This is a genomic window from Variovorax sp. Soil_C_12 (genome assembly GCF_057657375.1).
This window is the reverse complement of sequence record NZ_JBDGIO010000029.1, coordinates 1-19,971: the sequence shown is the minus strand read 5'-3', so window position 1 is coordinate 19,971 and position 19,971 is coordinate 1. Positions and strand designations below refer to the sequence as shown.

23 protein-coding genes and 2 pseudogenes are annotated in these 19,971 nt (G+C 65.1%); 16 read left to right on the top strand and 9 right to left on the bottom strand.

Annotation, left to right across the window (positions count from 1 at the left end; translation table 11 throughout):
• Nucleotides 1-357 precede the first annotated feature (357 nt).
• Nucleotides 358-531 (bottom strand): annotated as a pseudogene (locus AC3A6X_RS35775) (IS110 family transposase); the annotation flags it as partial.
• Nucleotides 532-554: 23 nt separating this feature from the next.
• A complete protein-coding gene (locus tag AC3A6X_RS35770; protein WP_487846605.1) occupies nucleotides 555-893 on the bottom strand; it encodes an Hsp20/alpha crystallin family protein in 339 nt (112 codons plus the stop codon).
• 1,177 nt (nucleotides 894-2,070) lie between these two features.
• Here AC3A6X_RS35770 and AC3A6X_RS35765 point away from each other — a divergent pair.
• Nucleotides 2,071-2,475 carry a plasmid pRiA4b ORF-3 family protein gene (locus tag AC3A6X_RS35765; protein WP_487846604.1) on the top strand — a complete coding sequence of 135 codons (405 nt, stop codon included), beginning with the start codon at nucleotides 2,071-2,073 and terminating at the stop codon, nucleotides 2,473-2,475.
• 304 nt (nucleotides 2,476-2,779) lie between these two features.
• Here AC3A6X_RS35765 and AC3A6X_RS35760 read toward each other — a convergent pair whose 3' ends face one another.
• On the bottom strand, nucleotides 2,780-3,676 hold the full coding sequence (locus tag AC3A6X_RS35760) for a LysR family transcriptional regulator (protein ID WP_487846603.1): 897 nt from the start codon (nucleotides 3,674-3,676) through the stop codon (nucleotides 2,780-2,782).
• Nucleotides 3,677-3,775: 99 nt separating this feature from the next.
• On the opposite strand from AC3A6X_RS35760, the gene AC3A6X_RS35755 reads away from it, so the two are divergent.
• Genes AC3A6X_RS35755 through AC3A6X_RS35745 form a run of 3 tightly spaced genes read left to right on the top strand, consistent with a single transcriptional unit; the run spans nucleotide 3,776 to nucleotide 8,751 of the window.
• A complete protein-coding gene (locus tag AC3A6X_RS35755) occupies nucleotides 3,776-4,687 on the top strand; it encodes an SDR family oxidoreductase (RefSeq protein ID WP_487846602.1) in 912 nt (303 codons plus the stop codon).
• Nucleotides 4,615-5,046 (top strand): AtaL-like protein, encoded by a 432-nt coding sequence (locus AC3A6X_RS35750; RefSeq protein WP_487846623.1) that lies wholly within the window; start codon nucleotides 4,615-4,617, stop codon nucleotides 5,044-5,046. Before AC3A6X_RS35755 ends, AC3A6X_RS35750 begins: the two co-directional genes overlap by 73 nt.
• 18 nt (nucleotides 5,047-5,064) lie before the next feature.
• Nucleotides 5,065-8,751, top strand: coding sequence for a helix-turn-helix transcriptional regulator (locus AC3A6X_RS35745; protein WP_487846601.1), 3,687 nt, complete (start codon nucleotides 5,065-5,067; stop codon nucleotides 8,749-8,751).
• 13 nt (nucleotides 8,752-8,764) lie between these two features.
• Here AC3A6X_RS35745 and AC3A6X_RS35740 read toward each other — a convergent pair whose 3' ends face one another.
• Both AC3A6X_RS35740 and AC3A6X_RS35735 read right to left on the bottom strand, forming a co-directional pair.
• On the bottom strand, nucleotides 8,765-10,141 hold the full coding sequence (locus AC3A6X_RS35740) for an FAD-binding oxidoreductase (RefSeq protein ID WP_487846600.1): 1,377 nt from the start codon (nucleotides 10,139-10,141) through the stop codon (nucleotides 8,765-8,767).
• A 114-nt stretch (nucleotides 10,142-10,255) separates the two neighbouring features.
• A complete protein-coding gene (locus AC3A6X_RS35735) occupies nucleotides 10,256-10,525 on the bottom strand; it encodes a DUF4242 domain-containing protein (protein WP_487846599.1) in 270 nt (89 codons plus the stop codon).
• Between the two features lie 610 nt (nucleotides 10,526-11,135).
• On the opposite strand from AC3A6X_RS35735, the gene AC3A6X_RS35730 reads away from it, so the two are divergent.
• Nucleotides 11,136-11,357, top strand: a complete 222-nt coding sequence (locus AC3A6X_RS35730) for a hypothetical protein (protein WP_487846598.1) — start codon at nucleotides 11,136-11,138, stop codon at nucleotides 11,355-11,357.
• Between the two features lie 48 nt (nucleotides 11,358-11,405).
• Nucleotides 11,406-11,993 (top strand): EamA family transporter, encoded by a 588-nt coding sequence (locus AC3A6X_RS35725; RefSeq protein ID WP_487846597.1) that lies wholly within the window; start codon nucleotides 11,406-11,408, stop codon nucleotides 11,991-11,993.
• Between the two features lie 304 nt (nucleotides 11,994-12,297).
• Here AC3A6X_RS35725 and AC3A6X_RS35720 read toward each other — a convergent pair whose 3' ends face one another.
• Genes AC3A6X_RS35720 through AC3A6X_RS35710 form a run of 3 tightly spaced genes read right to left on the bottom strand, consistent with a single transcriptional unit; the run spans nucleotide 12,298 to nucleotide 13,167 of the window.
• A complete protein-coding gene (locus AC3A6X_RS35720; protein ID WP_487846596.1) occupies nucleotides 12,298-12,501 on the bottom strand; it encodes a hypothetical protein in 204 nt (67 codons plus the stop codon).
• Nucleotides 12,488-12,736: a hypothetical protein gene (locus tag AC3A6X_RS35715; protein ID WP_487846595.1), complete on the bottom strand. Its 249-nt coding sequence runs from the start codon at nucleotides 12,734-12,736 to the stop codon at nucleotides 12,488-12,490. The genes AC3A6X_RS35720 and AC3A6X_RS35715 overlap by 14 nt, the downstream gene beginning before the upstream one ends.
• Nucleotides 12,733-13,167, bottom strand: coding sequence for a hypothetical protein (locus AC3A6X_RS35710; protein ID WP_487846594.1), 435 nt, complete (start codon nucleotides 13,165-13,167; stop codon nucleotides 12,733-12,735). The genes AC3A6X_RS35715 and AC3A6X_RS35710 overlap by 4 nt, the downstream gene beginning before the upstream one ends.
• Nucleotides 13,168-13,219: 52 nt before the next feature.
• Here AC3A6X_RS35710 and AC3A6X_RS35705 point away from each other — a divergent pair, with 52 nt between their 5' ends.
• The 3 genes from AC3A6X_RS35705 to AC3A6X_RS35695 all read left to right on the top strand — a co-directional run bounded on the left by AC3A6X_RS35705 (nucleotide 13,220) and on the right by AC3A6X_RS35695 (nucleotide 14,657).
• Nucleotides 13,220-13,411, top strand: coding sequence for a hypothetical protein (locus AC3A6X_RS35705; protein WP_487846593.1), 192 nt, complete (start codon nucleotides 13,220-13,222; stop codon nucleotides 13,409-13,411).
• A gap of 17 nt (nucleotides 13,412-13,428) precedes the next feature.
• Nucleotides 13,429-14,007, top strand: coding sequence for an SOS response-associated peptidase (locus AC3A6X_RS35700; RefSeq protein ID WP_487846592.1), 579 nt, complete (start codon nucleotides 13,429-13,431; stop codon nucleotides 14,005-14,007).
• A gap of 362 nt (nucleotides 14,008-14,369) precedes the next feature.
• Nucleotides 14,370-14,657, top strand: coding sequence for a hypothetical protein (locus AC3A6X_RS35695; RefSeq protein WP_487846591.1), 288 nt, complete (start codon nucleotides 14,370-14,372; stop codon nucleotides 14,655-14,657).
• 194 nt (nucleotides 14,658-14,851) lie between these two features.
• Here the strand turns inward: AC3A6X_RS35695 and AC3A6X_RS35690 are convergent, their stop codons facing one another.
• Entirely contained in the window at nucleotides 14,852-15,031 is a 180-nt protein-coding gene (locus AC3A6X_RS35690; protein WP_106560216.1) for a DUF3606 domain-containing protein, read from the bottom strand.
• A gap of 151 nt (nucleotides 15,032-15,182) precedes the next feature.
• Here AC3A6X_RS35690 and AC3A6X_RS35685 point away from each other — a divergent pair, with 151 nt between their 5' ends.
• The 7 genes and pseudogenes from AC3A6X_RS35685 to AC3A6X_RS35655 all read left to right on the top strand — a co-directional run bounded on the left by AC3A6X_RS35685 (nucleotide 15,183) and on the right by AC3A6X_RS35655 (nucleotide 19,659).
• Complete coding sequence (locus AC3A6X_RS35685; protein ID WP_487846590.1) at nucleotides 15,183-15,377, top strand: hypothetical protein; 195 nt, start codon at nucleotides 15,183-15,185, stop codon at nucleotides 15,375-15,377.
• Between the two features lie 161 nt (nucleotides 15,378-15,538).
• Nucleotides 15,539-15,841 (top strand): ATP-dependent DNA ligase, encoded by a 303-nt coding sequence (locus tag AC3A6X_RS35680; protein WP_487846622.1) that lies wholly within the window; start codon nucleotides 15,539-15,541, stop codon nucleotides 15,839-15,841.
• 77 nt (nucleotides 15,842-15,918) lie between these two features.
• The gene (gene istA / locus AC3A6X_RS35675) at nucleotides 15,919-17,169 is read left to right on the top strand and encodes an IS21 family transposase (RefSeq protein ID WP_487846621.1); all 1,251 of its coding nucleotides are present in this window, start codon (nucleotides 15,919-15,921) and stop codon (nucleotides 17,167-17,169) included.
• Nucleotides 17,166-18,023 (top strand): IS21-like element helper ATPase IstB, encoded by an 858-nt coding sequence (istB, locus tag AC3A6X_RS35670; protein WP_487846589.1) that lies wholly within the window; start codon nucleotides 17,166-17,168, stop codon nucleotides 18,021-18,023. Before istA ends, istB begins: the two co-directional genes overlap by 4 nt.
• A gap of 102 nt (nucleotides 18,024-18,125) precedes the next feature.
• A pseudogene (locus AC3A6X_RS35665) lies at nucleotides 18,126-18,296 on the top strand (hypothetical protein); the annotation flags it as partial.
• Nucleotides 18,297-18,360: 64 nt separating this feature from the next.
• The gene (locus AC3A6X_RS35660; protein WP_487846588.1) at nucleotides 18,361-18,666 is read left to right on the top strand and encodes an ATP dependent DNA ligase; all 306 of its coding nucleotides are present in this window, start codon (nucleotides 18,361-18,363) and stop codon (nucleotides 18,664-18,666) included.
• Nucleotides 18,667-19,308: 642 nt separating this feature from the next.
• Nucleotides 19,309-19,659 carry a hypothetical protein gene (locus tag AC3A6X_RS35655; protein ID WP_487846587.1) on the top strand — a complete coding sequence of 117 codons (351 nt, stop codon included), beginning with the start codon at nucleotides 19,309-19,311 and terminating at the stop codon, nucleotides 19,657-19,659.
• Nucleotides 19,660-19,971 lie beyond the last annotated feature (312 nt).

Genomic DNA, 19,971 nt, shown 5'->3' with positions numbered 1-19,971 from the left:
AGCGGGCCCAGAGCCGCCTCACAGCGGACGTCGCGGTCGCCGGGAAGCAGTCATTGGGAGGCCAGCTCTGCCATCGACTGTGCTCCATTGGATGAGCTACTTGAGCTGTCGTCGGCCAAGCCCAGCCGCTGGCCGGCTTGACCAAAGCGTACCAAGCTACCCATCACGGCCCTGGCGTAGACCCGCCTGGAGTCGATCGGTTTCGCCATGGTCATTGCTGTCGTCGCCGCGGGTGTTGCCATCGTTACGCCACGAAATCAGGGGCCGAAGCGAGGAAGGATGCGACATTACAACTTTGCCCCGACATGCGTTGTGGGCGCATCGCCTGTTATGTTCAATGGCCTGATGGCTTGAAAAGCTCGCGGCAGGGGCGGGGAGGGCGCCACGGCATCTCGCGTTCTTGTTGGTCTTGACGAAGGCAGTGACGTACTGGGGGCTGATCAGGCGCACCTCGATGCCCATCGCCTGGAACTGGCGCGCCCAATGATGCGCCGAGCTGCATGCTTCCATCGCGATCTGACGAGGCGTAAGCGGGAGACAGGCTTGCATAGGAGCTACAAAGCGGCGCCGTGAGCCGCCACGCACCAAGGCTGCATCCACTCGATCTTCAGGGTGCGGCTGGTGCTCCCCTGGCGCTTGGGCAGGGTGAGGCGCAGCACGCCGTCCTCCCGCTCGGCCGCGGCAGTGCTTTCTTCCACGTCGCTGCCGAGCGTGAAGCCACGCGAGACACTGCCGTGATAGGTTTCCTTGGTCGGCGAGCGACCGTGCTTTTCTTCCCGCTCCTTCTTGATCTCGGCGGCGATGGAGACGTGGTTGCCAGCAGCGCCTGGGACCGCGCCCCCGGCCGCGCCGAGCCCAGTTCCGACGGGATGCGAACCCGGCTCTCCCGTCAACGGGTCGGGGGTTCGTGTCGGCGGAAGGCTGATCTTCCTTGGTCATGATGCGACTCCTGGATGGCGCCTGGCCGCGAAACTGCTGCAACTTTGCCGTACTGCGTTGTGGTGGCGCGCCAGCATGTCGCGCCAACGCCGATCTCCCACGCGCGCCGCGGTCTCGGTCGCGCCAACCTGCCGTGCATGTTGGGGCGTGCATTGCTGCCAGAACTGCTGCTGGTGAAGTGCTCGTTTCGCGAACGGTGGAAGATCTTGTCTCGGGCTCGGGCATATCGTTGCATGACCGCGGGCAAGAGTCATTGAAGGGCGTTCCGGGAAAGTGGCAAACTGTTCGAAGTCGCGCATTGACTTGGTCATGGCCCCCAGATTCGAGCGTCGCCACAAGGGCGGCATCGCGTACGCGAAGTGCGAATTGAGTTCTGCTTCGAAGAATGGCGAAGCTTAGGGCCAGAAGCTCGTCCGTAGGGTCGGCCCCGACTCGAAAGGACTGGCATGCCCTAGCTTTGACCTGAGGGTTCAGAGCATAGGTGAAGGTACGGCCAAGGACTTTCACGACAAAGAAGGCAATCTGGTGAAGTCGATAACTGCCGGCCGAGGCGCGCAATTGACGTTCACAAATCTGTCTAACTCGGTCAGTCTCACCTTAAAGTCGAACGGCTCCGTAAGTAAGGTAACGGCCAACGCCGACGGTACCTCTACCTGGGTCATCACAGGGCATAACGTGCTCATTCTCTTTCCAACGGACGTGCCTCCCGGCCCCACGACCACGCTTTATGTGGGCCGGGTGGTATTCACGGTTGACTCGACCGGGGTCTTCACATTGCTAGGGACGAGCGGGAAGTCAGCCGATATTTGCGCCATCTTGGCATAGAGCTAAGGAGATGCTGATCAATGAGCAGCGCTGTTGGACCTGAGGACATCACAACGCGGGCAGGTCACGATCCCGGTCGACCTCGCGCCGAGCAGCCTGCCCGCCGGGCGTTTCGCGCCTCTCTTGAGGCCACTTTCGGTGTTCAAGACGCACGTCGGGCCTGAGCGACCAGCAACGACCTCTTAGCGATGACGAGGTTGGCCAGCTGGCCAGCCCGAATAGGCTGAACAGCTGCGCTTCGTTCTTGGCCAGTCGGAGAGCATCTCATTCCTGGGGGTGTGCAGTGCAGCAAAGTAAGCTTCGGGGATGGAAGCTGGGGCATCTTCTGGACAGGAGGTCCTGCAGCTGCGCGCCGTGCTGCGCAGCATCAGCCCGCTGATCTGGCGGCGCCTGCTGGTGCGAGGCGATACAAGCGTCGCCCGGCTTCATCATATCCTGCAGGTCGCGTTCGGCTGGCAGGACATGCATCTTCACCGCTTCGAGATTCGCGGTCGCGAGTACGGAGTCCAGCAAGAGGGCGGCTTGGTGTTCGACACCGACGCACACGAAGCCCTGATCAGCCAACTGAAGCTGCGACGCCTTGAGCGATTCACCTACGAATACGACTGGGTGCACGATCTGCGCATCGAGGCCACCTTGCCTCTGGACCCTAAGCGGGTGTACCCGATGTGTGTATCGCGGGTCGGCGCTACTGGAAAGCGTGGCCCTTAGGGTCAGGGCCGCGTCCTCGATACTCGATACACCCTAGCCACCTCTGCATTTGAGCATTGCTCAATTGCAGCGGGGATGGCGGCCGCCTTGGCGCGTGGAATCGCCCACATCGGTGGTATCGCCGATGGACGCTCGAACATGGCTGAACGGTGGGCACGCGGCATTGCCGCGCGCTCTGCATCAAAGACCAGCACGCTTCGGGCGCGCCAATTAACTGACAGCGCGCCCATCATGCACACGGAGTTTCTGCAGCGTGGTTCTGCGGTACACCAGACCGAACCCAGTTCTGAGCCGCGAAGTAATCTCAATCAACGAAGGCAGCCAGCTCATTCGGAGACCCTGTAGGGAATGATTCTTTCAAGAACTCCAGGAACGTTGACACCCGGCTACTCAGCAATCTGCGAGATGGGTATAGAGCCCACAGTGCGATCTCTGGACCTTCGACATCACCCCAGCGCGCCAGCTTCCCAGCAGCCAGGTCTTGTGTTACGAGAGAGATCGGTAAGCGTGCAGCACCAACGCCTGCACGGACAGCCTCCCGCACCATGAACAACGAGGCAAGACACAGCACCGGTTCCACGCTGATGCGCTTCTTGCCGGATGTCCCTGTGTATTCCCAGGAAGAAGCTCCTGCACCGAAGCCTCCAACTCGCATGACTGCTGGAACCGTTGTCGTGCCCGCCGGACGCTTCAACCGCGGACTGGCAACAACGACGAGGCGGTCCCTCATGAAGATCCGGCCTACCAGCCTTGCATCGGGATCCGGATTGACTCGGATCACCAGGTCGTAGCCATCTTCCACCATATCCACTACCCGGTCCTCCGTCGTCACTTCGAGACGGATCTCTGGATACCTCAGCGCGAACTTGGCTGCCAGCTTCCCCATGGCTGCCTGCGAGAAGAGCAGGGGGGCACTCACCCGCAAGCTGCCTCGTGGCGTTTCACTGCCCGACGCGATGGCGGCAGCCGTTTCGTCTATTTCGGCCAGCAGCACTGATGTCCTCTCGTAAAGGGCGCGCCCCTCCTCGGTGAGCTTCAACAGTCTCGCTCCCCGTTCGAACAAGCGCAGGTTGAGACCGCTTTCGAGGTCGGACACACGTCGGGACAGGGTCGCCTTGGGGCGCCCGGATTCACGGGCCGCACGCCCGAAGCCGCCGTGCTTTGCCACCAGATTGAAGTCGGCGAAAGCAGGCAGATCCATATGTTCCACCGGTGAGACGAAGTGTCCAAATATAACGGCTATCGTGTTTGAAACGGAACAAAGAAGATCTGGGCTCGTTTCACCCAACCGGAGTTCTTCATGACCATCCTCATCGCCGGCGCGTCTGGCGCCATCGGCCGCCAAGTCGTCCAGCAACTCGTCGACCGCGGAGCCGCTGTCCGTGCACTTGTCCGCGAGCCGGCAAAGACCAACTTTCCCGTCGGCGTCGAAGTCGTTCAAGGCGACCTGCTCGACGGCGAGTCGTTGCGCCCAGCCATGGCTGGGGCGACAACATTGTTTCTCCTGAACGGCGTGGTCCCGGACGAGTTCACGCAGGCACTGGTCACGCTCAACCTGGCGCGTGATGCGGGAATCGACCGGATCGTCTACCTCTCGGTGATCCACAGCGACAAGTACCTGAACGTTCCCCACTTCGCCGGCAAGTTCGGCGTGGAGCGGATGCTCGAGCAGATGGGCTTCGGCGCCACCATCCTTCGGCCGGCCTACTTCATGCAGAACGACCTCACCGTCAAGGACGTCATCACGGGGTACAGCGTTTGTCCGATGCCCATCGGCAGCAAGGGCCTCGCCATGATCGACACGCGCGACATCGCGGAGATCGCGGCCCTCGAATTGCTTCGCCGGGAACAGGCATCCGGAGCGCTTGCGCTGAGCCGGATCAATTTGGTGGGCCCAGGTGCCTTGACGGGGGCAGACGCTGCCGGCATCTGGTCGGACGTGTTGGGTCGCCCGATCAACTACGGCGGAGATGACACTGCCGGCTTCGAAAAGAATCTGCTGAACTTCATGCCGAGTTGGATGGCGTACGACATGCGCCTCATGAGCGAACGCTTCCTGACCGATGGCATGAATCCGGACGCGGGTGACGTCGAACGCCTGACGACGCTGCTGGGTCGCCCGCTGCGCTCCTACCGCGAATTCGCTTCCGAAATCTCGGCATCGGCCTGGCAGGCCGATCGGCCAACGTACACAGCAGGAGTTCCCTCCTGATCTATTCGACAGCCACCGTTCCGGTCAATCCCGCAGGAGAAGTTCCACTCACCCACGCCCAGGCGTGGGCAGGCCTGGTTCTCAAAGCGCGCGACGCGCGGGAATTCCTGCCGCCCAACCTATGCACTTTCAGCGCTCCGGGCCATGTATTGCGGCGACCTGCAGTTGAGTGCCATGAGGGGGTCCAGACCATCCTGAATCGGCATCGATGCCACCACGACATGATCGCCATGCCGCGCCAACGAACCCATCTTCACAGAAGTTGCGCAACGTCGTGCCCGGAGAATGGGGGCCGATGTCCAACGAGCCTGAGTCATGGGTTCGCATGCAATCGTGCAGGGCCATCGGCTCTTGCCTGACCGTTGACTGTGAATCGCGTGAGGCGCAGCGCTGGCGAGTCCCCTGCATCCTCAGGCGTACGAGTTGTCATCTTCGGCCGGCGCCCGTGCTCGACGTTTGACGGGGCTTCCTGCGGCGCAGATACTTGCTCGTGCTGTTGCACCTCCGCAGGGGGAGGACCGCCGTTGAACGAACTTGCTGCCAAACACAGGCTATCGGCGATCCTTGCCGCTGACGCAGCCGGCTTTTCACGGCTCATGGCGGTGGACGAAGGCGCAACCGTGGCAGCGCTGGACTCGGCGCGCGCGGTGTTCAGACGGCACATCGAGGCCCATCAAGGCCGTGTCGTGGACATGGCGGGCGACTCGGTGCTTGCCGTGTTTGAATCGGCCACCGGCGCGGTCACCGCGGCATTGGCGATCCAGCAAAGGCTGCGCGTCGCCCGCGATGCCGCAAAGCAAGAGCGCCAAATGCGCTTTCGCATCGGCGTGCACCTCGGCGACGTGGTCGAGAAGCGCGACGGAACCGTGTATGGCGACGGTGTCAACGTCGCGGCCCGGCTCCAGGCGCTGGCCGAACCAGGCGGGATCACGGTGTCGGATGCGGTACGCGGCGTCGTCGCCGGCCGGATCCGTGCCGGGTTCGCCGACCTGGGGCGGCAGCAGCTCAAGAACATCGCCACGCCAGTCCATGCATTCGCCGTCCACCTCGGAGACGCTGCGCCGAGCGTGAGCGTTGCACAGGCGGAGCCGCCGGCGCCTCGGCCGCCTCCACGTCCGCCGAGCCTCTTCGTCGGCCGCCATCGGGAACTGGCGACGCTGGGCAAGGCGCTCGCAAGTGCCCGCCATGGACGCGGGCAGGTCGTATTGCTGGCCGGCTCAGGTGGCATCGGGAAGACGAGCCTGGCGCAAAAGATGGCATCCCAGGCCGAGCAGGAGGGCGTGGCTGTGCTGTGGGGGCGATGCCTCGAAGAGCCCGGCGCACCGCCCTATTGGCCCTGGCGACAGTTGATCCGCGCTTATCTGCGACACAGCGGCGATGCCAATGCGGCCCAGACCTTGGGAGCGGGACTCGCTGACATCGCCAGCATCGTTCCCGAGCTGGCCGGGCAGTTCCCTGCACCGCAGCCTCGCATCGAAAACGGTGACACCGCGCAGTCGCGCTTCCGCCTTTTCGATGCCATCGCCGCATTCTGGCGCCGTGCTGCGCAGCGGGCGCCTCAGGTGCTGATCTTCGAAGACCTCCATTGGGCCGACGCGACCTCGCTGCGCCTGTTCTCCTTCCTGGCCGCGGAGATCGAAGACAGCGCCTTGCTGGTGATTGGCACCTACAGGGATATCGAACTGTCGCGCCAGCATCCGCTGTTCGAGACCTTGGCGGAACTGGCGCGCTCGCCGGCCTTCCATCGGATCGAGCTCGCCGGCCTGAGCAGTCGGGAGACCGGAGAGCTCATGGCGGCTGCCAGCGGCGGCGCCGCAAGCGCCAATTTCGTAAGCGCGATTCATGATCGGACCGAAGGGCATCCGCTGTTTCTTGAGGAGACGCTGCGCTTCATGATGGACACGCGCACGCCGCAGGCGTTCGGATCCATGATGGAGGACCCCAGGCTGCTGATGAAGATTCCCGCCGGCGTGCGCGAGGTGATCGGCAAGCGGCTGAACCGCCTGTCACTATCTGCCGCGAGGCTGCTCTCGATCGCTGCCTGCATCGGCCGGACCTTCGATCTGAATCTCCTGGCCCAGTTGGAAGCCGACAAGTCCGAAGACGAAGTCCTGCTGGCGCTCGAGGAAGCCCTGGCCGTGCATCTGATCGAGCCAATGCCGCAGACGCAGCAGTTTCGCTTCAGCCACGCCTTGATCCGCGAATGCGTGTACGACGAGATGCTGGGCCTGCGCCGCGCGCGGCTGCATCTGCGCATCGGCGAGATGCTGGAGCGGCGCCATGGCACAGACGATTCCACGGTCCTGCCGCAGCTGGCCTACCATTTCAGCGAGGCCGGGCCCGGCGACGCCGCCGTGAAGGCGCTCGCCTATGCCAGGCAATCGGCCAGGCACGCGGTGCAGTTGCTCGCGCTGGAGGAAGCCGTGCGCTTGTACCGACTGGCGCTTCATCTGCAAGAGCAGCATTGCCCCAAGGACACGGCCCTGCGCTGCGAGCTGCTGCTGCACTTGGGCAAGGGCGAGTTGTCGCTCGGGGCCGGGGAACCGGCGCGGGCGGCCCACCAGGAAGCCGCCGAGCTGGCGCGCAGCCAGGCCCTGGTCCCCCTGTTCGCCCAGGCGGCGATCGGTTTCGAGAACAGCTGTGTCGTCGCGGCCCGCTCTGGCGAGCCGGCGACCGTCCTGCTGCTGGAGGCAATCGCGCTGCACCAGGCCCATGACGCCTTGCGTGTGGAACTCCTGGCCCACCTGGGCCGCGCCTATGTCTATTGCGCCCGTGTGGATCAGGCCAAGGAAGCCCATCGCCGCGCCGTGGCGCTGGCGCGGCAGATCGGTGACCAGACCGGCCTTTGCATGGCCTTGGCCTCGATTGCCGCGGCCGGGTACTGGCCCGATCTGCTGCACGAACGCCTCGTGGCCAGCCATGAAGCCTGGGCCATCTCCGAAGAGCTCAACCAGCCGCTGCGCCTCGATGTTCTGCTGTCGTACTACCTCCTCGACCTTATCCGCGTGGGTGACATACCTTCGCTGAACCGTGTCCGGGAGCAGGGCCTGCGCCTATCGAAGCAGTCCGGTTCGCTGCACGACCAGGCCGTCTGCCGATGCATCGAGGCGCTGGTGGCTGTCAACGAAGGCCGGTTTGCCGACGCCGAGGCCTGGGCCGCCCAGGCCCTGGAGCTCGGCCGGCGCGTTGCCGAAGACCTGGCGGTGGGCACCTACGGCATGCAGATGTTCTGCCTGCGCCGCGAGCAAGGGCAGCTGCGCGAGGCACTGCCGCTGCTGCAGCACTTCGTGCGCACCACGCCCAAGAGCCAGATCTGGCAGCCGGGGCTCGCCCTCGTGTACGCAGAATTGGACATGCGATCCGAATGCCAGGCCCAGTTCGAGAGCCTCCCCTGGAGCCGGGTCACGAAGGCGCCCACCGACGCCAGCACGATGACGATCGCCATGTTCGCCGCCGAACTATGCAGCTATCTCGGCGATGCCGCGCGCGCGGCCCTGCTGTATCCGCTGCTGAAGCCCCATGCCGGCACCAACCCGGTGGCGGACACGGCGGGGCCTTGTCTGGGCTCGGCCGACCGGCTGCTGGGCAGTCTGGCCGCGGTGATGGGGCAATGGGACATGGCCGAGCGTCACTTTGAGGTCGCCTTGCAGATGGACCAAAAGACCGGCTGGCGTGTCTGGCTGGCGCACAGCCGGTACGCCTATGCCGCCATGCTGCATCGGCGCGCATCGGCCGGCGACCTCGATCGCGCGCGTGCGCTGCTTGCCGAAGCGTGCGCCGAAAGCACCGCGCTCGGTATGAATGCCCTGACACCGCGCATCACGGCACTCACCGAAGCCATCGCCGCGCCGCTGCCGGCCTTTCCGTGCGGCCTGACCGAACGCGAAGTCGGCGTGCTGCGCCTGATGGCGATGGGCCGCAACAACCGCGAGATCGCCCAGGTGCTGGCGATCAGCCCCAACACCGTGGCCAACCATGTGCGCAGCATCCTGGAGAAGACCTACACCGCCAACCGGACCGAGGCGGCAGCCTTTGCCAACCGTGCAGGCCTGTTGAAGGAGTAGGAGCGCGTGCAGCTCACTGCGGCCGGATATTCTGGTTGACGCGAAACAGATTGTCCGGATCGTACTGGCGCTTGATTTGCACCAGCCGCGGGTAGTTGTCGCGGTAGGACGCGCGGATGCGCTCCTCGCCTTCGTCCATCATCATGTTCACATAAGCGCCGCCGGCCGAGTGCGGGTGCAGCGCATCCCAGTAGCTCTTGGTCCAGGCGGTGATCGCCGGCGCGTCCTGCGCATCGGGGCTGACGCCGACGATGACCTGGGCCCACGACGCGTCGCGGTACGCGAACGGCGTATCCGCCGCCTGCATTCGGTGCGCCGCGCCGTCGATCGGATAGAGGTGCATGGTCGACTGCGCGCTCGGCAGCAGGGCGGCGAAGCGCTCGTGCTCGGCGATGGCGCCGTCGGAGAGCTCGTTGACGAAGTCGGCGCGCCAGTACCACTGGTGGCCCGGCGGATACAGCGCATCGAATGCGCACTGCAGCGCCGGAAACGGCATCGGATGCACCCCGTGCAGCAGTGGCGGGCCAAACGCGCGAACCGGCGCGAAGACAGCATCGGCCTCCGCCTCCGCGCCGGTGTAGCACCACACCACGCCGCACACCGATTGGCCATGCAGCGCCGGCGGAAAAGGATCGACCGGCGGCACCTTCAGGAAAGCGAAAAAGCCGTTCAGGTCTTCCGGCGCCGAGACGATGAAGTCACGGTACCAGCGCATGACCTCGCCCGCGCTCTCCAGGGGCCAGAAGGTCGGGCCGGCGACCACCATGGCCACCGGGTGCAGCCGGAACAGGAACGAGGTCACGACCCCGAAATTGCCGCCGCCGCCGCGCAGCGCCCAGAAAAGCTCCGGGTGCTCGTGGGCGCTGGCGCGGATCAGGCGGCCATCGGCCAGCACCACATCGGCCTCGAGCAGGTTGTCCACCGTGAGGCCGCACTGGCGCGTCAGGTGGCCGAGTCCGCCGCCGAGCGTAAGTCCACCGACGCCGGTGCTGCTGATGATGCCGCTGGGCGTGGCCATGCCGAAGGCATGGGTCGCATGATCCACGTCGCCCCACTTACAGCCGCCTTCGACCCGCACAGTGCGCGCCTGCGGATCGACCCGGATCCCATGGAGCGCCGACAGGTCGATCACCAGCCCGTCGTCGCAGGTGCCCAAGCCGCCCCCGTTGTGCCCGCCGCCGCGCACGGCGAGCAGCATCGACTGCTCGCGCGCGAAGTTGACGCAAAGCATCACATCGGCGACGTCGCGGCAGTACGCAATGAGCCTCGGATAGCGGTCGATCATCGCGTTGTAGACCCGGCGCGACGCGTCGTAGTCGTCGTCGCCGGCCTGCACGAGGCGGCCGCGCAGCACGCTGGAGAACTGGACAAGGGTCTCGGGGCTCAGCATGGCGTTTCTCCGGTTGGTGGCACGTCCGGTTGAACGTGGGCCCACCTCGCGGTTGTACGCACCGCCCGGTCTCGGGGGAATAGTCAGTTCTGACCATCGGCCCGGCCGCGGCCGTCAGGCCGCCGCCGCGAGGATCGATTCGGGACGCTCCTGCGAGACCTCGATGATCACGTCGGCCGGCACGTTCGCCCGCCGTGCCGCCTCCCTGATCGCTTCCGGGTCCTTCGCTTCGTAAAGACAGTAGGACTTGCGCTTGTCCGCACTCAGGAACGAGAACAGCCAGTTCACACCGACCTCGCCATTGATCTTCGTGACCGCGGCGACACCCTCGGCGTTGAGCTCCAGCCTCTCCGCGAAATTGCGCTCAATCAGGAACAGCGACATATGAGCCTCCGTGACCGGTTTCGAAGCGCGCGGACCGATTCACCGGCCGCCGCTTCTTTCAGGATGTAGCCGTCTGCATGCTCGACAGCAGGGCATCTGGCGGCCCTGAACCGCTGGTCCGAAGGCCATCGGCGACCTCCCGGTCCAGCGGCAACTTGGAGTCGGTGCTGGCGGTTGCACCGGCACCGAGACAAGACCGCCCAGCGTCCTGGGCAGCTGCAGGGACAGCATCGACTCGCGGTCTGCGGTCTCAGCCGTTGCTGCGATGGTAGGAGCTTGGTTTTAAGAAAACAATATGCTAATGCCAACACGCGCGCGCAGCCCGCTCCTGCAAGAGCTCAAGGAACGGGTGGGGCCGCCACCACGCTCGCGCCTAGAGTTCCTCGAGCCTCCACCCCTGGCGCTGTCATGCTGGGGGTGAATTCGACAACGTCGAGGCGAGCGCATGCGTTCCGTACAAAAGGATCCTGCGCCAGGATTTTCCCGACCTTTCCACGCAATTTCAAGGCACTCCAGGAGGCGCAATGCCGTCAGCGAGCGTTCAGCTTCTTCGGCCATCAATTGAGCATGAGCAAGAAAACAACCGGCACGCTCACAGATGGTTGCGGCCATGCTGATCTCGGGAACCATCGGCTGGTTCGTCGTCTTCTCCGGGCAGCCGATCATCGAACTGCTGTTCTGGCGCTGCGTCTTCGGGGCGGCGACCCTGCTGATCGTGTGCGCCCTCACCGGATCACTGGTCGGCGCGCTGACGCTCAAGCAGGTCGGCTTGGCGGCCGTCGGCGGCGTGGCGATCGTCCTCAACTGGCTCCTGATCTTCGCCTCCTTCTAGCGGGCGTCGATCTCGGTCGCCATCGCCGTCTACAACACGCAGCCCTTCATGCTGGTCGGCCTCGGTGCGATCTTCTTCTCTGAGCGCATCACGGGCACCAAGCTCGCGTGGCTTGGCATCGCTTTTACGGGTGTGCTCCTCATTGTGTATGCGAGGCCCTCCGCGGCGGCCTATGCAGGCCCTCCAAGTGCGTACATCACCGGTGTCCTGATGGCGCTCGGCGCAGCGTTCTTCTACGCCATCGCGGCTATCGTGACCAAGAAGCTCGGCGACAAGCCGCCTCACCTCATCGCGCTGATCCACGTATGCGTCGGCACGGTCATGATTGCGCCGTTTGCGGACTTGACGGATCTTCCGAACGACTATCGCGCCTGGCGCGATTTCATCGTGATGGGCGCCATCTACACGGGCCTGGTCTTCGCACTGCTATACGGTGCGATCCAGAAGCTGCCGACCCACTCGGTAGGCGCGTTGTCCTTCCTCTATCCGATATTCGCCATGGTGGTGGATTTCGTCGCCTTCGAGCACATGCTCAAGCCGCTGCAGCTCGCCGGTTCGGCCGCCATCCTGATCGCCGCCGCCGGCATGACTCTCGGTTGGAGGCTTCGTGGGTCGAAGGCGCCAATCGCCGAATGAACGCCCAGCCCAGCCATGAAAGTCAAGGGCCGGTTTTCCCCTTCCCCGGTGTATGACTCTGTGGATAACCGACTGCGCATCTCCCCGCAGCCGCAATCTGCTTGGCTCTCATTGCGGTGCTCACGGAACGGGCAGGCCCTGCGCGGGTACAAGTTTTTTTGGGCCCCGAACCCGCTGTGGCTTACCTCCCGGCACGGCCGCCGCCAAACGGGGCCGAGACCGAGGCGCCTGCTGCAACGCGGGCCGCCAGGTCGGACGTGCCGATCCCCTCGCCATCGATGTTCCCCGAGGGCACCTCCAAGCCCTAGCCCCATTCCTCGCGAGCCAATTCGGCAGGATCACGATCCTTGTTCGCAGCGTAAAGCTCGTTCGCGACGTCCGCGGTCTGGAGCAGGTCCGCGCAACCCTCGGACAGCCGCAGCCATTCCTCGACGAAGGCGAACTGCCATTCCTGGAAATGGCTCATGGGGACACCGCGGATCTGGTGCCGCGTTTCAGGCTCCCACATCGCGTCCCTCCTTCTCAGAACGGCACGGCGAGCGCACGACCTCGACGGGACCGATGCCGTGGTACACCTGCTCGCCGGTCTTGAGGCAAACGACGGTCCAGCGATCGTCACCGGGTGTCACCTTGTAGTCGCCAGGCGTGAACGGCAGCTGAACTTCGTCTAGGACATCGCGCCCCAGCCAAGAAGGCATGCGCAGCAGGGTAGGGCAGGCGGTCAGCAGGTCGAGCTGGCTCATGTGATTTCTCCGGGTGGCTCGTGCTGGCCGCCGCGCCTGGTGGGCCGGCGCACGAGCGCGCTGCCAATGTCGCGAGCTTGGCGCTCACGCTCCCGCCGGCGCGACTTCGCAGGGTCTGCGGCGGCTAGCCTTCCCTTCGGACTCAGCTCGCACCACCAGGTCTGCGGGAACATGGGGCCGGTGCCTTTGGCGCCGCGGGTCGGGTAAATCTCGACGCCGGTGAGCAGCACGCCGCGCTCGTTGATCGCGAGCAGCTTCACCTTGTCGAGCAGCGGAATCACGTAGCTCTCCCTGTCCCGGCCCACCAGCACGGCGACACGCTTCATGCCCTTGCGATAGACCTGCAGCTCGCCATGCGCGGGCTCCGCCTCGATGTCATCGCGGAGCAGCGGTTGCCCCTCTCGGCGGCAGCGGTAAACGATCGCGAACACACGCGAAAATAGTGGATGGATGTACAGTCTGGATGAACGTACAGTATATGACATGGACAACGTTCCCGCTGACATCTGGATCGCCGCCTGCGCGCATCGGCTGCAGCAGCAGTGGCGCACCGTGGACCCCCTGCACCTCGAAGAGGTGGCCGCCGACCTCTGGAAGGATGAGCGGCTGCGATCGCTGCCGCCCGACGCGGCGGCGGTGGCCTGGCTCGGGCCCGTGCTTCCGTTGCCGTTCTGAGCCGCTACCTTCCTGACATGTGCAACCGCTACGAATCCCCGGAGATCAAGGAGATCGAGCGCTTCTGGCACGTGGGTGCGCGGCAGGCGCGACCGTGGGTGCGCGACATCTTCCCCCGGTCGCCCGGGCCGTTCATCCGACGCCGGCGCGATGCCGCAGGCTACGAGCGCGAGCTGGCCCTGGGCCACTGGGGCCTGATCCCCTGGTTCGCGACGGAGCCGAAGCTCAAATACCCGACGAACAATGCGCGCAGCGAGGAGTTGGCGGAGAAGGCCAGCTACAAGGATCCCTGGAAGCGGGGCCAGCGCTGCATCGTCCCGGCCGCCAGCTTCGATGAGCCGTACTGGGGACCGCACGACCAGCCGTTCCCAAGGTGCGAGTGGTGGCGCTTCCGACGCGCCGACGGGCGGCCCTGGGGCCTGGCTGGCCTATGGAACGTCTGGGTGGACAAGGCGACGGGGGTGGAGCACGAGAGCTACACGGTCCTGACGCTCAACGCCGATGGGCACCCGCTCATGAGCCGCATGCACAAGCCCGAGATCGACCCGAAGACGAAGTGGGTGTTGCCGCTCGACCTCCAGGACAAGCGTCGGTGATCCCGATCGAGGCGGCGGACTTCGATCAGTGGTTGGAGGGGACCGTGGAACTGGCGCAGCAGCTGCTCAAACTCGCACCCGTTGAGCTCTTCGAAGCCGCCCCGGCGCCACCCGATCCCCCCCGGCAGCCAAAGCCCAAGCCGGAGCGCGCCAGGCCGAAGGAACCCCGCGAGAGGAGCCATCCCTCTTCTAGGCCATCGAGCCGGGTCCACCCACGCTGCCTGGAATCGCACTACTCCAATCGCGCGTTAGTGGTTGCACCTGCTTACGGATCGGCCTAAGGTGGATCGACCTGCCAAGGCGACTCATGGAATAGCGCTCCATCCCGGAGGCTGCGGCTCATGGATCCTCCAGGAGCCGCCATGAACAACCCGGTTCCCCAACGGAGTTTCGACTATCGCGGCTCGGTGATCCGTATCGAGCTCACCGCCGTCGGCGATCAGCTCTCCGTTGGCGCCGACGTGGTTACTGATGGCAAGCTCGTGGCCCGTGTGGCCTTGACCGCAGGCGATGGCAACGGCAACTGCCTCGAGGCCCTTATCGACAAGCTCGCCGACAAGGCGAAGGAACTCGTCGATCGCGCACAAGTCAGTGGCGAACCGGCAGCGTCTGGGCCCGCAGCGGGTCAACTGCTGGAGGCGCCCTGCTGACCCGCTCCTGGTCGACGCAGGCGAATATCTCCCCCCAGTCGTTGAAGATAGCCTCAGGGTTGCAGGTGCACGGCACCGCGGCGCCTGCGCAGGCGCAGCCCCTTCGGTCGTGACCTCTGAGGGGCGATTGGTATGGTTCTCGCACACCCAGCCCGACCAGGCGCAAATTGGGCAGCCCATGGCGGAGGGCGCGACTACTTCTTGCCGAGGTACTCGCGCACCTTGTCGGCTTGGTCGCCAACTTCGGCAACAGCTTTGCGCAGTTCTTCTTCGCTCACGCCCAGGCTCTTGCACCAGTCGCGGACCTCGTAGTCCTCGTTCACGTTGATGCGGGCGCGATCCTGGCCGCCCACTTTCGTCTTGTCGTCTGCCATTCGTCTCTCCGATTTGTGGTCCGACACGGGGCAATCTGCCGCCCCAAACGAGTAGGCGCTGTAGGTTTCTATCCTCCATCTGTTGTCACGTCGGCCGACAATTTCAGCGTGTGTCCATCGCTACCTTAGCCTGCGCACTCGGGAGACCCCCATGAAGCGGAGACAAAACGATCTGGCCGCCGGCCGCGCCTTCAGGCGCATGGCGCTGTTCCTGGCCATCCTGATCATTGGCGGGATCACCGCGCTCTTTATCTGGGTGAAGGAGCCGCCGGGCACCACCAACCCGCCAGACGGCGGGCCAACGGCGGCAGGCGCTTCCTCTTCTGGTGGTCCGACTGCCAGGTAGTCGGTGCAGCCTCGCGCCGTCCGCTCGACGTCTGCCAAGCCGACATCGCCCGGCAGGAAGACCCTGCGGATGCCAGCCGGCGCCGCCGAGGGTGAGATGCCGGCGAGGCTTGCCCCCGTGCTGGCCACCCTCGTCGACAGGCCGCCGCCGCGAGCCGAGGACTGGATTTCGATATCAAACTCGACGGCTACCGCATGCTGGCGCGGGTCGACGCTGCCGGCGCCGCGCGACTGATCAGCCGTAACGGACTGGACTGGAGTTCGAAGATGCCGCACTTGGTGCGAGCGCTGGAGGGCATGAAGCTGCGGCCTGGCTGGCTCGATGGCGAGGTCGTGATGCTCAACGACCCCGGCCTGACCGACTTCAACGCCCTGCAAAACGCCTTCGACAACTCGCACTGTCACCGCCGCTTGAATACTCCCCACTTTGGCCGTTTGAAATTTCCCCAGTTTGAGAGACGTTGAAGCGCTGGCGGGCCGAGGCCCGCCAGCACTTCGTGCACCTGACAGACCATGGCGCGTCCAACGCGTCGGGAGGTCCGGTGGTCAATCTGAGGGAACTGATGATGATTCTTCTGGAATTGCACAGGCAGGGCCTGTCGGTCTCGGCGATCTCCGAGCGCACCGGCCATGACCGCAAGACCGTGCGCAAGTACATCCGCCGGGGTCTGGCCGTGCCCAAGTACAAGCCGCGCGAGCCACGGATGACACGGGTCCAGCCGTTCGAGGGCTATCTGCGCGAACGCGTGGCGGCCTGGCCCGAGCTCACCGGCGCGCGGCTCCTGCGCGAGATCCGCGAACTGGGCTACCGCGGCGGCAAGACCGTCCTGAACGACTTCCTGCGCGAGGTGCGACCGCCGCCGGCACCATCGTTCGAGGTGCGATTCGAGACACCGGCCGGCCGCCAGGCACAGGTCGACTTCGCCGAGTTCAAAGTCCAGTTCGCCGACGACCACGGCGCATGGCGCAAGGTGTGGCTGTTCGCCATGGTGCTGGGCCACAGCCGCTACCTGTGGGCGCAGTACGTCCTGCACCAGGACCTCCCCACGGTGCTCCGCTGTCACATGGAAGCCTTCGAGCACTTCGGCGGCGTGCCGCGCGAGATCTTGTACGACCGGATGAAGACCGCCGTGTTGGGCGAGCCCGACGAGGAAAAGCCGATCGTCTACAACGCCAAGCTGCTGGCTTGCGGTGCGCACTACGGCTTCGTGCCGCGGGCCTGCCAGGCGTATCGGGCCCAGACGAAGGGCAAAGTGGAGCGACCCTATTACATCCGCGCCGACTTCTTCATGGCCCGGCACTTCACCGACATCGAGGACATGAACCGGCAGTTGCGCCACTGGCTCGACACCGTGGCCAACGTGCGTCTGCATGGGACCACCGACCGCATCGTGGCCGAGCACTTCGCCGAGGAGCGCCCCGCCTTGCGGGCCTTGCCGGCAGGCCGCTTCGATGCCGTGCTGCGCGTGCAGCGGCGCCTGAGCCACGAGGGTTGCGTCAGCGTCGGGGGCAACTACTACTCGGTTCCCGACGGCACGCGCGCCCGCGTTCTCGAGGTGGAGAGCACGGCGCACCAAGTGCGCATCCACGAGGACGGCAAGCTGATTGCTGTGCACGCGTTGCTCCACGGGCGCAAGCAGCGCTCGGTGCTGCCCGGCCACCGACAAGGCGGCGGCCGCGGCGGTCAGCGCCATGAGCGGTCCACCTTGCGTGTGCTGCCGGGCCATGCAGTGGCCACCCGATCCCTGGGCGTGTACGAGCAGATCGCGCGTCAGTTGGGAGCGGCAAGATGAGCGGCACCACCACCGATCGCATCCGCCGCCACCTGGTGGGCCTGAAGATGCCGCGTGCGCTGGAAGCCTTGCAGACCACGCTGTCGCGCATCGAGCAGGGCGAGGTGACGGCGCTGGAAGCCATTGAAGCGCTGCTGGGCGAGGAGTACTCCACGCGGGAGAGCCGCCGCATCAAGATGGCGCTGCAGACGGCCCGCCTGACCACCGTCAAGAGCCTGTCGGGCTACGACTTCAGCTTCCAGCCGAGCCTGGATCGCAACCGGGTGCTGGCATTGGCCGAGCTCGAGTTCGTCGAGCGGCGCCAGTGCGTGCACTTCCTCGGGCCGCCCGGCACCGGCAAGAGCCACCTTGCGATCGCGCTGGGCCTCGAGGCAGTGAAGGCCGGCAAGAGCGTGTTCTTCGCGACGCTGGCCGAGTTGGTGGACTCCATGCGCAAGGCCGAGCGCGAGGGCAAGCTGCGCGAACGGGTGAAGTACCTCAGCCGCTACAGCCTCCTGATCGTCGACGAGATCGGCTACCTGCCTGTGTGCTCCGGCGGCGGCAACCTGTTCTTCCAGCTCGTCAACGCGTGCTATGAGCGCTGCGCCATGATCATGACCGGCAACCGAGGCTTCGGGGAGTGGGCCGAGATCTTCGGCGACGCCGTTGTGGCCACCGCGCTGCTGGACCGGCTGCTGCACCACGCGGTGGTCATCCCGATCGAGGGCAACTCGTACCGGCTGCGCGAGCACGCGGCGCTGATCCCGGAGCACCTGCGCGGGCGGCCGCTGCTGGGCGAGCCGTCAGCCATGCCGCCGATCAAGCGACGACCTGGTCGACCACGAAAGGAGGTCCAAGCCTCGATGCCGGGCTGAGCACCCGAGAAACAAGGTGGGGAAATTTACTCCGGCCAAAATGGGGAAAACTAAGCCGGTATTGACACGCACACCCAGCGGATCATCTACTTCCTCTTCGACGTGCCGTTCTATGACGGGTTCGACCTGCGCGGCGTGCCGTTGGTCGAGCGCCGGGCGCTACTGCAGTCCATCCTGCGCAAGCCTCCGGCTCCGATTCGATTCAGCGAGGCCTTCGACGCACCGCCGCAGGACATCATTGCCTCGGCGTGCGAGCTCGGCCTCGAGGGGATCATCGGAAAGCGCAAGGCGAGCCGCTACCCGTCGCGGCGGTCGCCGGACTGGATCAAGCTGGCTGGTGGGCTACTACGACGAAGCCGGCGCCCTGATCTACGTCGGCAAGGTCGGCACCGGCTTCAACGAACAGATGCTGCGCGATTTGGTGAAGCGGATGCAGGCGCTGGGCACCGACAAGCGACCGTTCAAAGAGAAGACGGAGAACGACCGCCGCGCGCACTGGGTCGAGCCGAAGCTCGTGGCCGAGGTAGTTTTCACCGAGTGGACGCCGGACGGGTACATCCGGCACCCGTCATTCAAGGGCCTGCGCACGGACAAGCCACCACGGTCGATCAGAAGAGAAAAGATTTCGGTCGGCGCCGTGTGAATTGCAAGGGTGGGCATCTGGAACTTCACGCGGATACGTGCAAGGGATCTGTGGTGTGGCACATGATCTGACCTTTCGAGATCACCAGAAGCACATCGGTGCCCCCAAAAACATTGTCGGAACGACGACGATCCACGCAAGCGCGGCAGCCAGTCGTGGCGCAACTTCGCTTCGCCTTGCGCGCTCGACAACGGATGGTCGCAAAGCCTGCGATCAACCATTCAAAGACATATGAGACTACCGTCCGAAACAATAGGGCTCCGGACAGCATCGGAATTTGCATTTGGAGGCGTCAAGCTTCTGCGCGCTCATCTCTGACGATGGACGACGAATCGCGACGAGGCGATTCATCACCGCCTGAATCGCCTGGACTCGATCAGTGATCAGTTTCGGCATGGTCACTGTGATCGTCGGCGCGGCCTGCTTCCATCCTTGCGCCACGAAATAGGGGCCGAAGCGAGGAAGGATGCGACATTTCAACTTTGCCCCGACAAATCGCTGCACGCCAGGCGCCGTTATGTTCAACGCCCCGATCCCCCCTGAAAAGCCCGAACGGCAGGGGCGGAAGAGGGCGCCAAGGGCCTGCGACAAGTTGACACTGCCTCCCGGGCCGGCGCCGCCGCCAGCCTGCAGGAGGTCTCCATGCCATTCCTTTCTCCCTCGCCCGCGGGGCTGCCGCCCCTGGCTTATCCAGTCGCCGACCAGACCGAGCCGCGCCAACGCATTGCCAGGCACCTGGGTATCAGCCTGCGCACCCTGCAGCGCTACCTAGCCAGCGGCAACGCCCCGCGCGCAATCAATTTGACGCTGTGGTTCGAGAGCCGCTGGGGAATGTCCGCCCTGCACGCGCAGGCCTTCAACGAAGCGCAGCACGCCCGCGCCTGGGTCGCCTCGCTGGAGCGCGAGTGCGAGCACCTGCGCGGCGTGATCCGGGCGCTCGAAGACGCTCAAGGGCAGGGTGCGGCCAACTCGGCGGTGTTTAACGCGTTCTAAGCCGGGCTGGACGTTGGGGCAGGGGCGCGGGAGCTCGGGAGCTCGGCTGGGAGGTGCGGGTCAGGCCCCGCTGTCACCGCCACCACCGCTCGCGGGCATCGTAAGCATGCCCGCCCATTGCGAGATGACCGGTGGTGCGGGTTGCGGCTCACCAGCGTGATGAGTTGGCAATGCAGTATGGGGGGAGGCCAGTGGCCCGTGAAATGATGGCGCGCGACAGCCTGCTTCGCAGCGTCGGACTAAACCGCTCGCACCGCTCGCGGTAGCCCGCCGCTGAGCCCGCGGCGGATGGCAAACGTTGCGCCCCTGTCT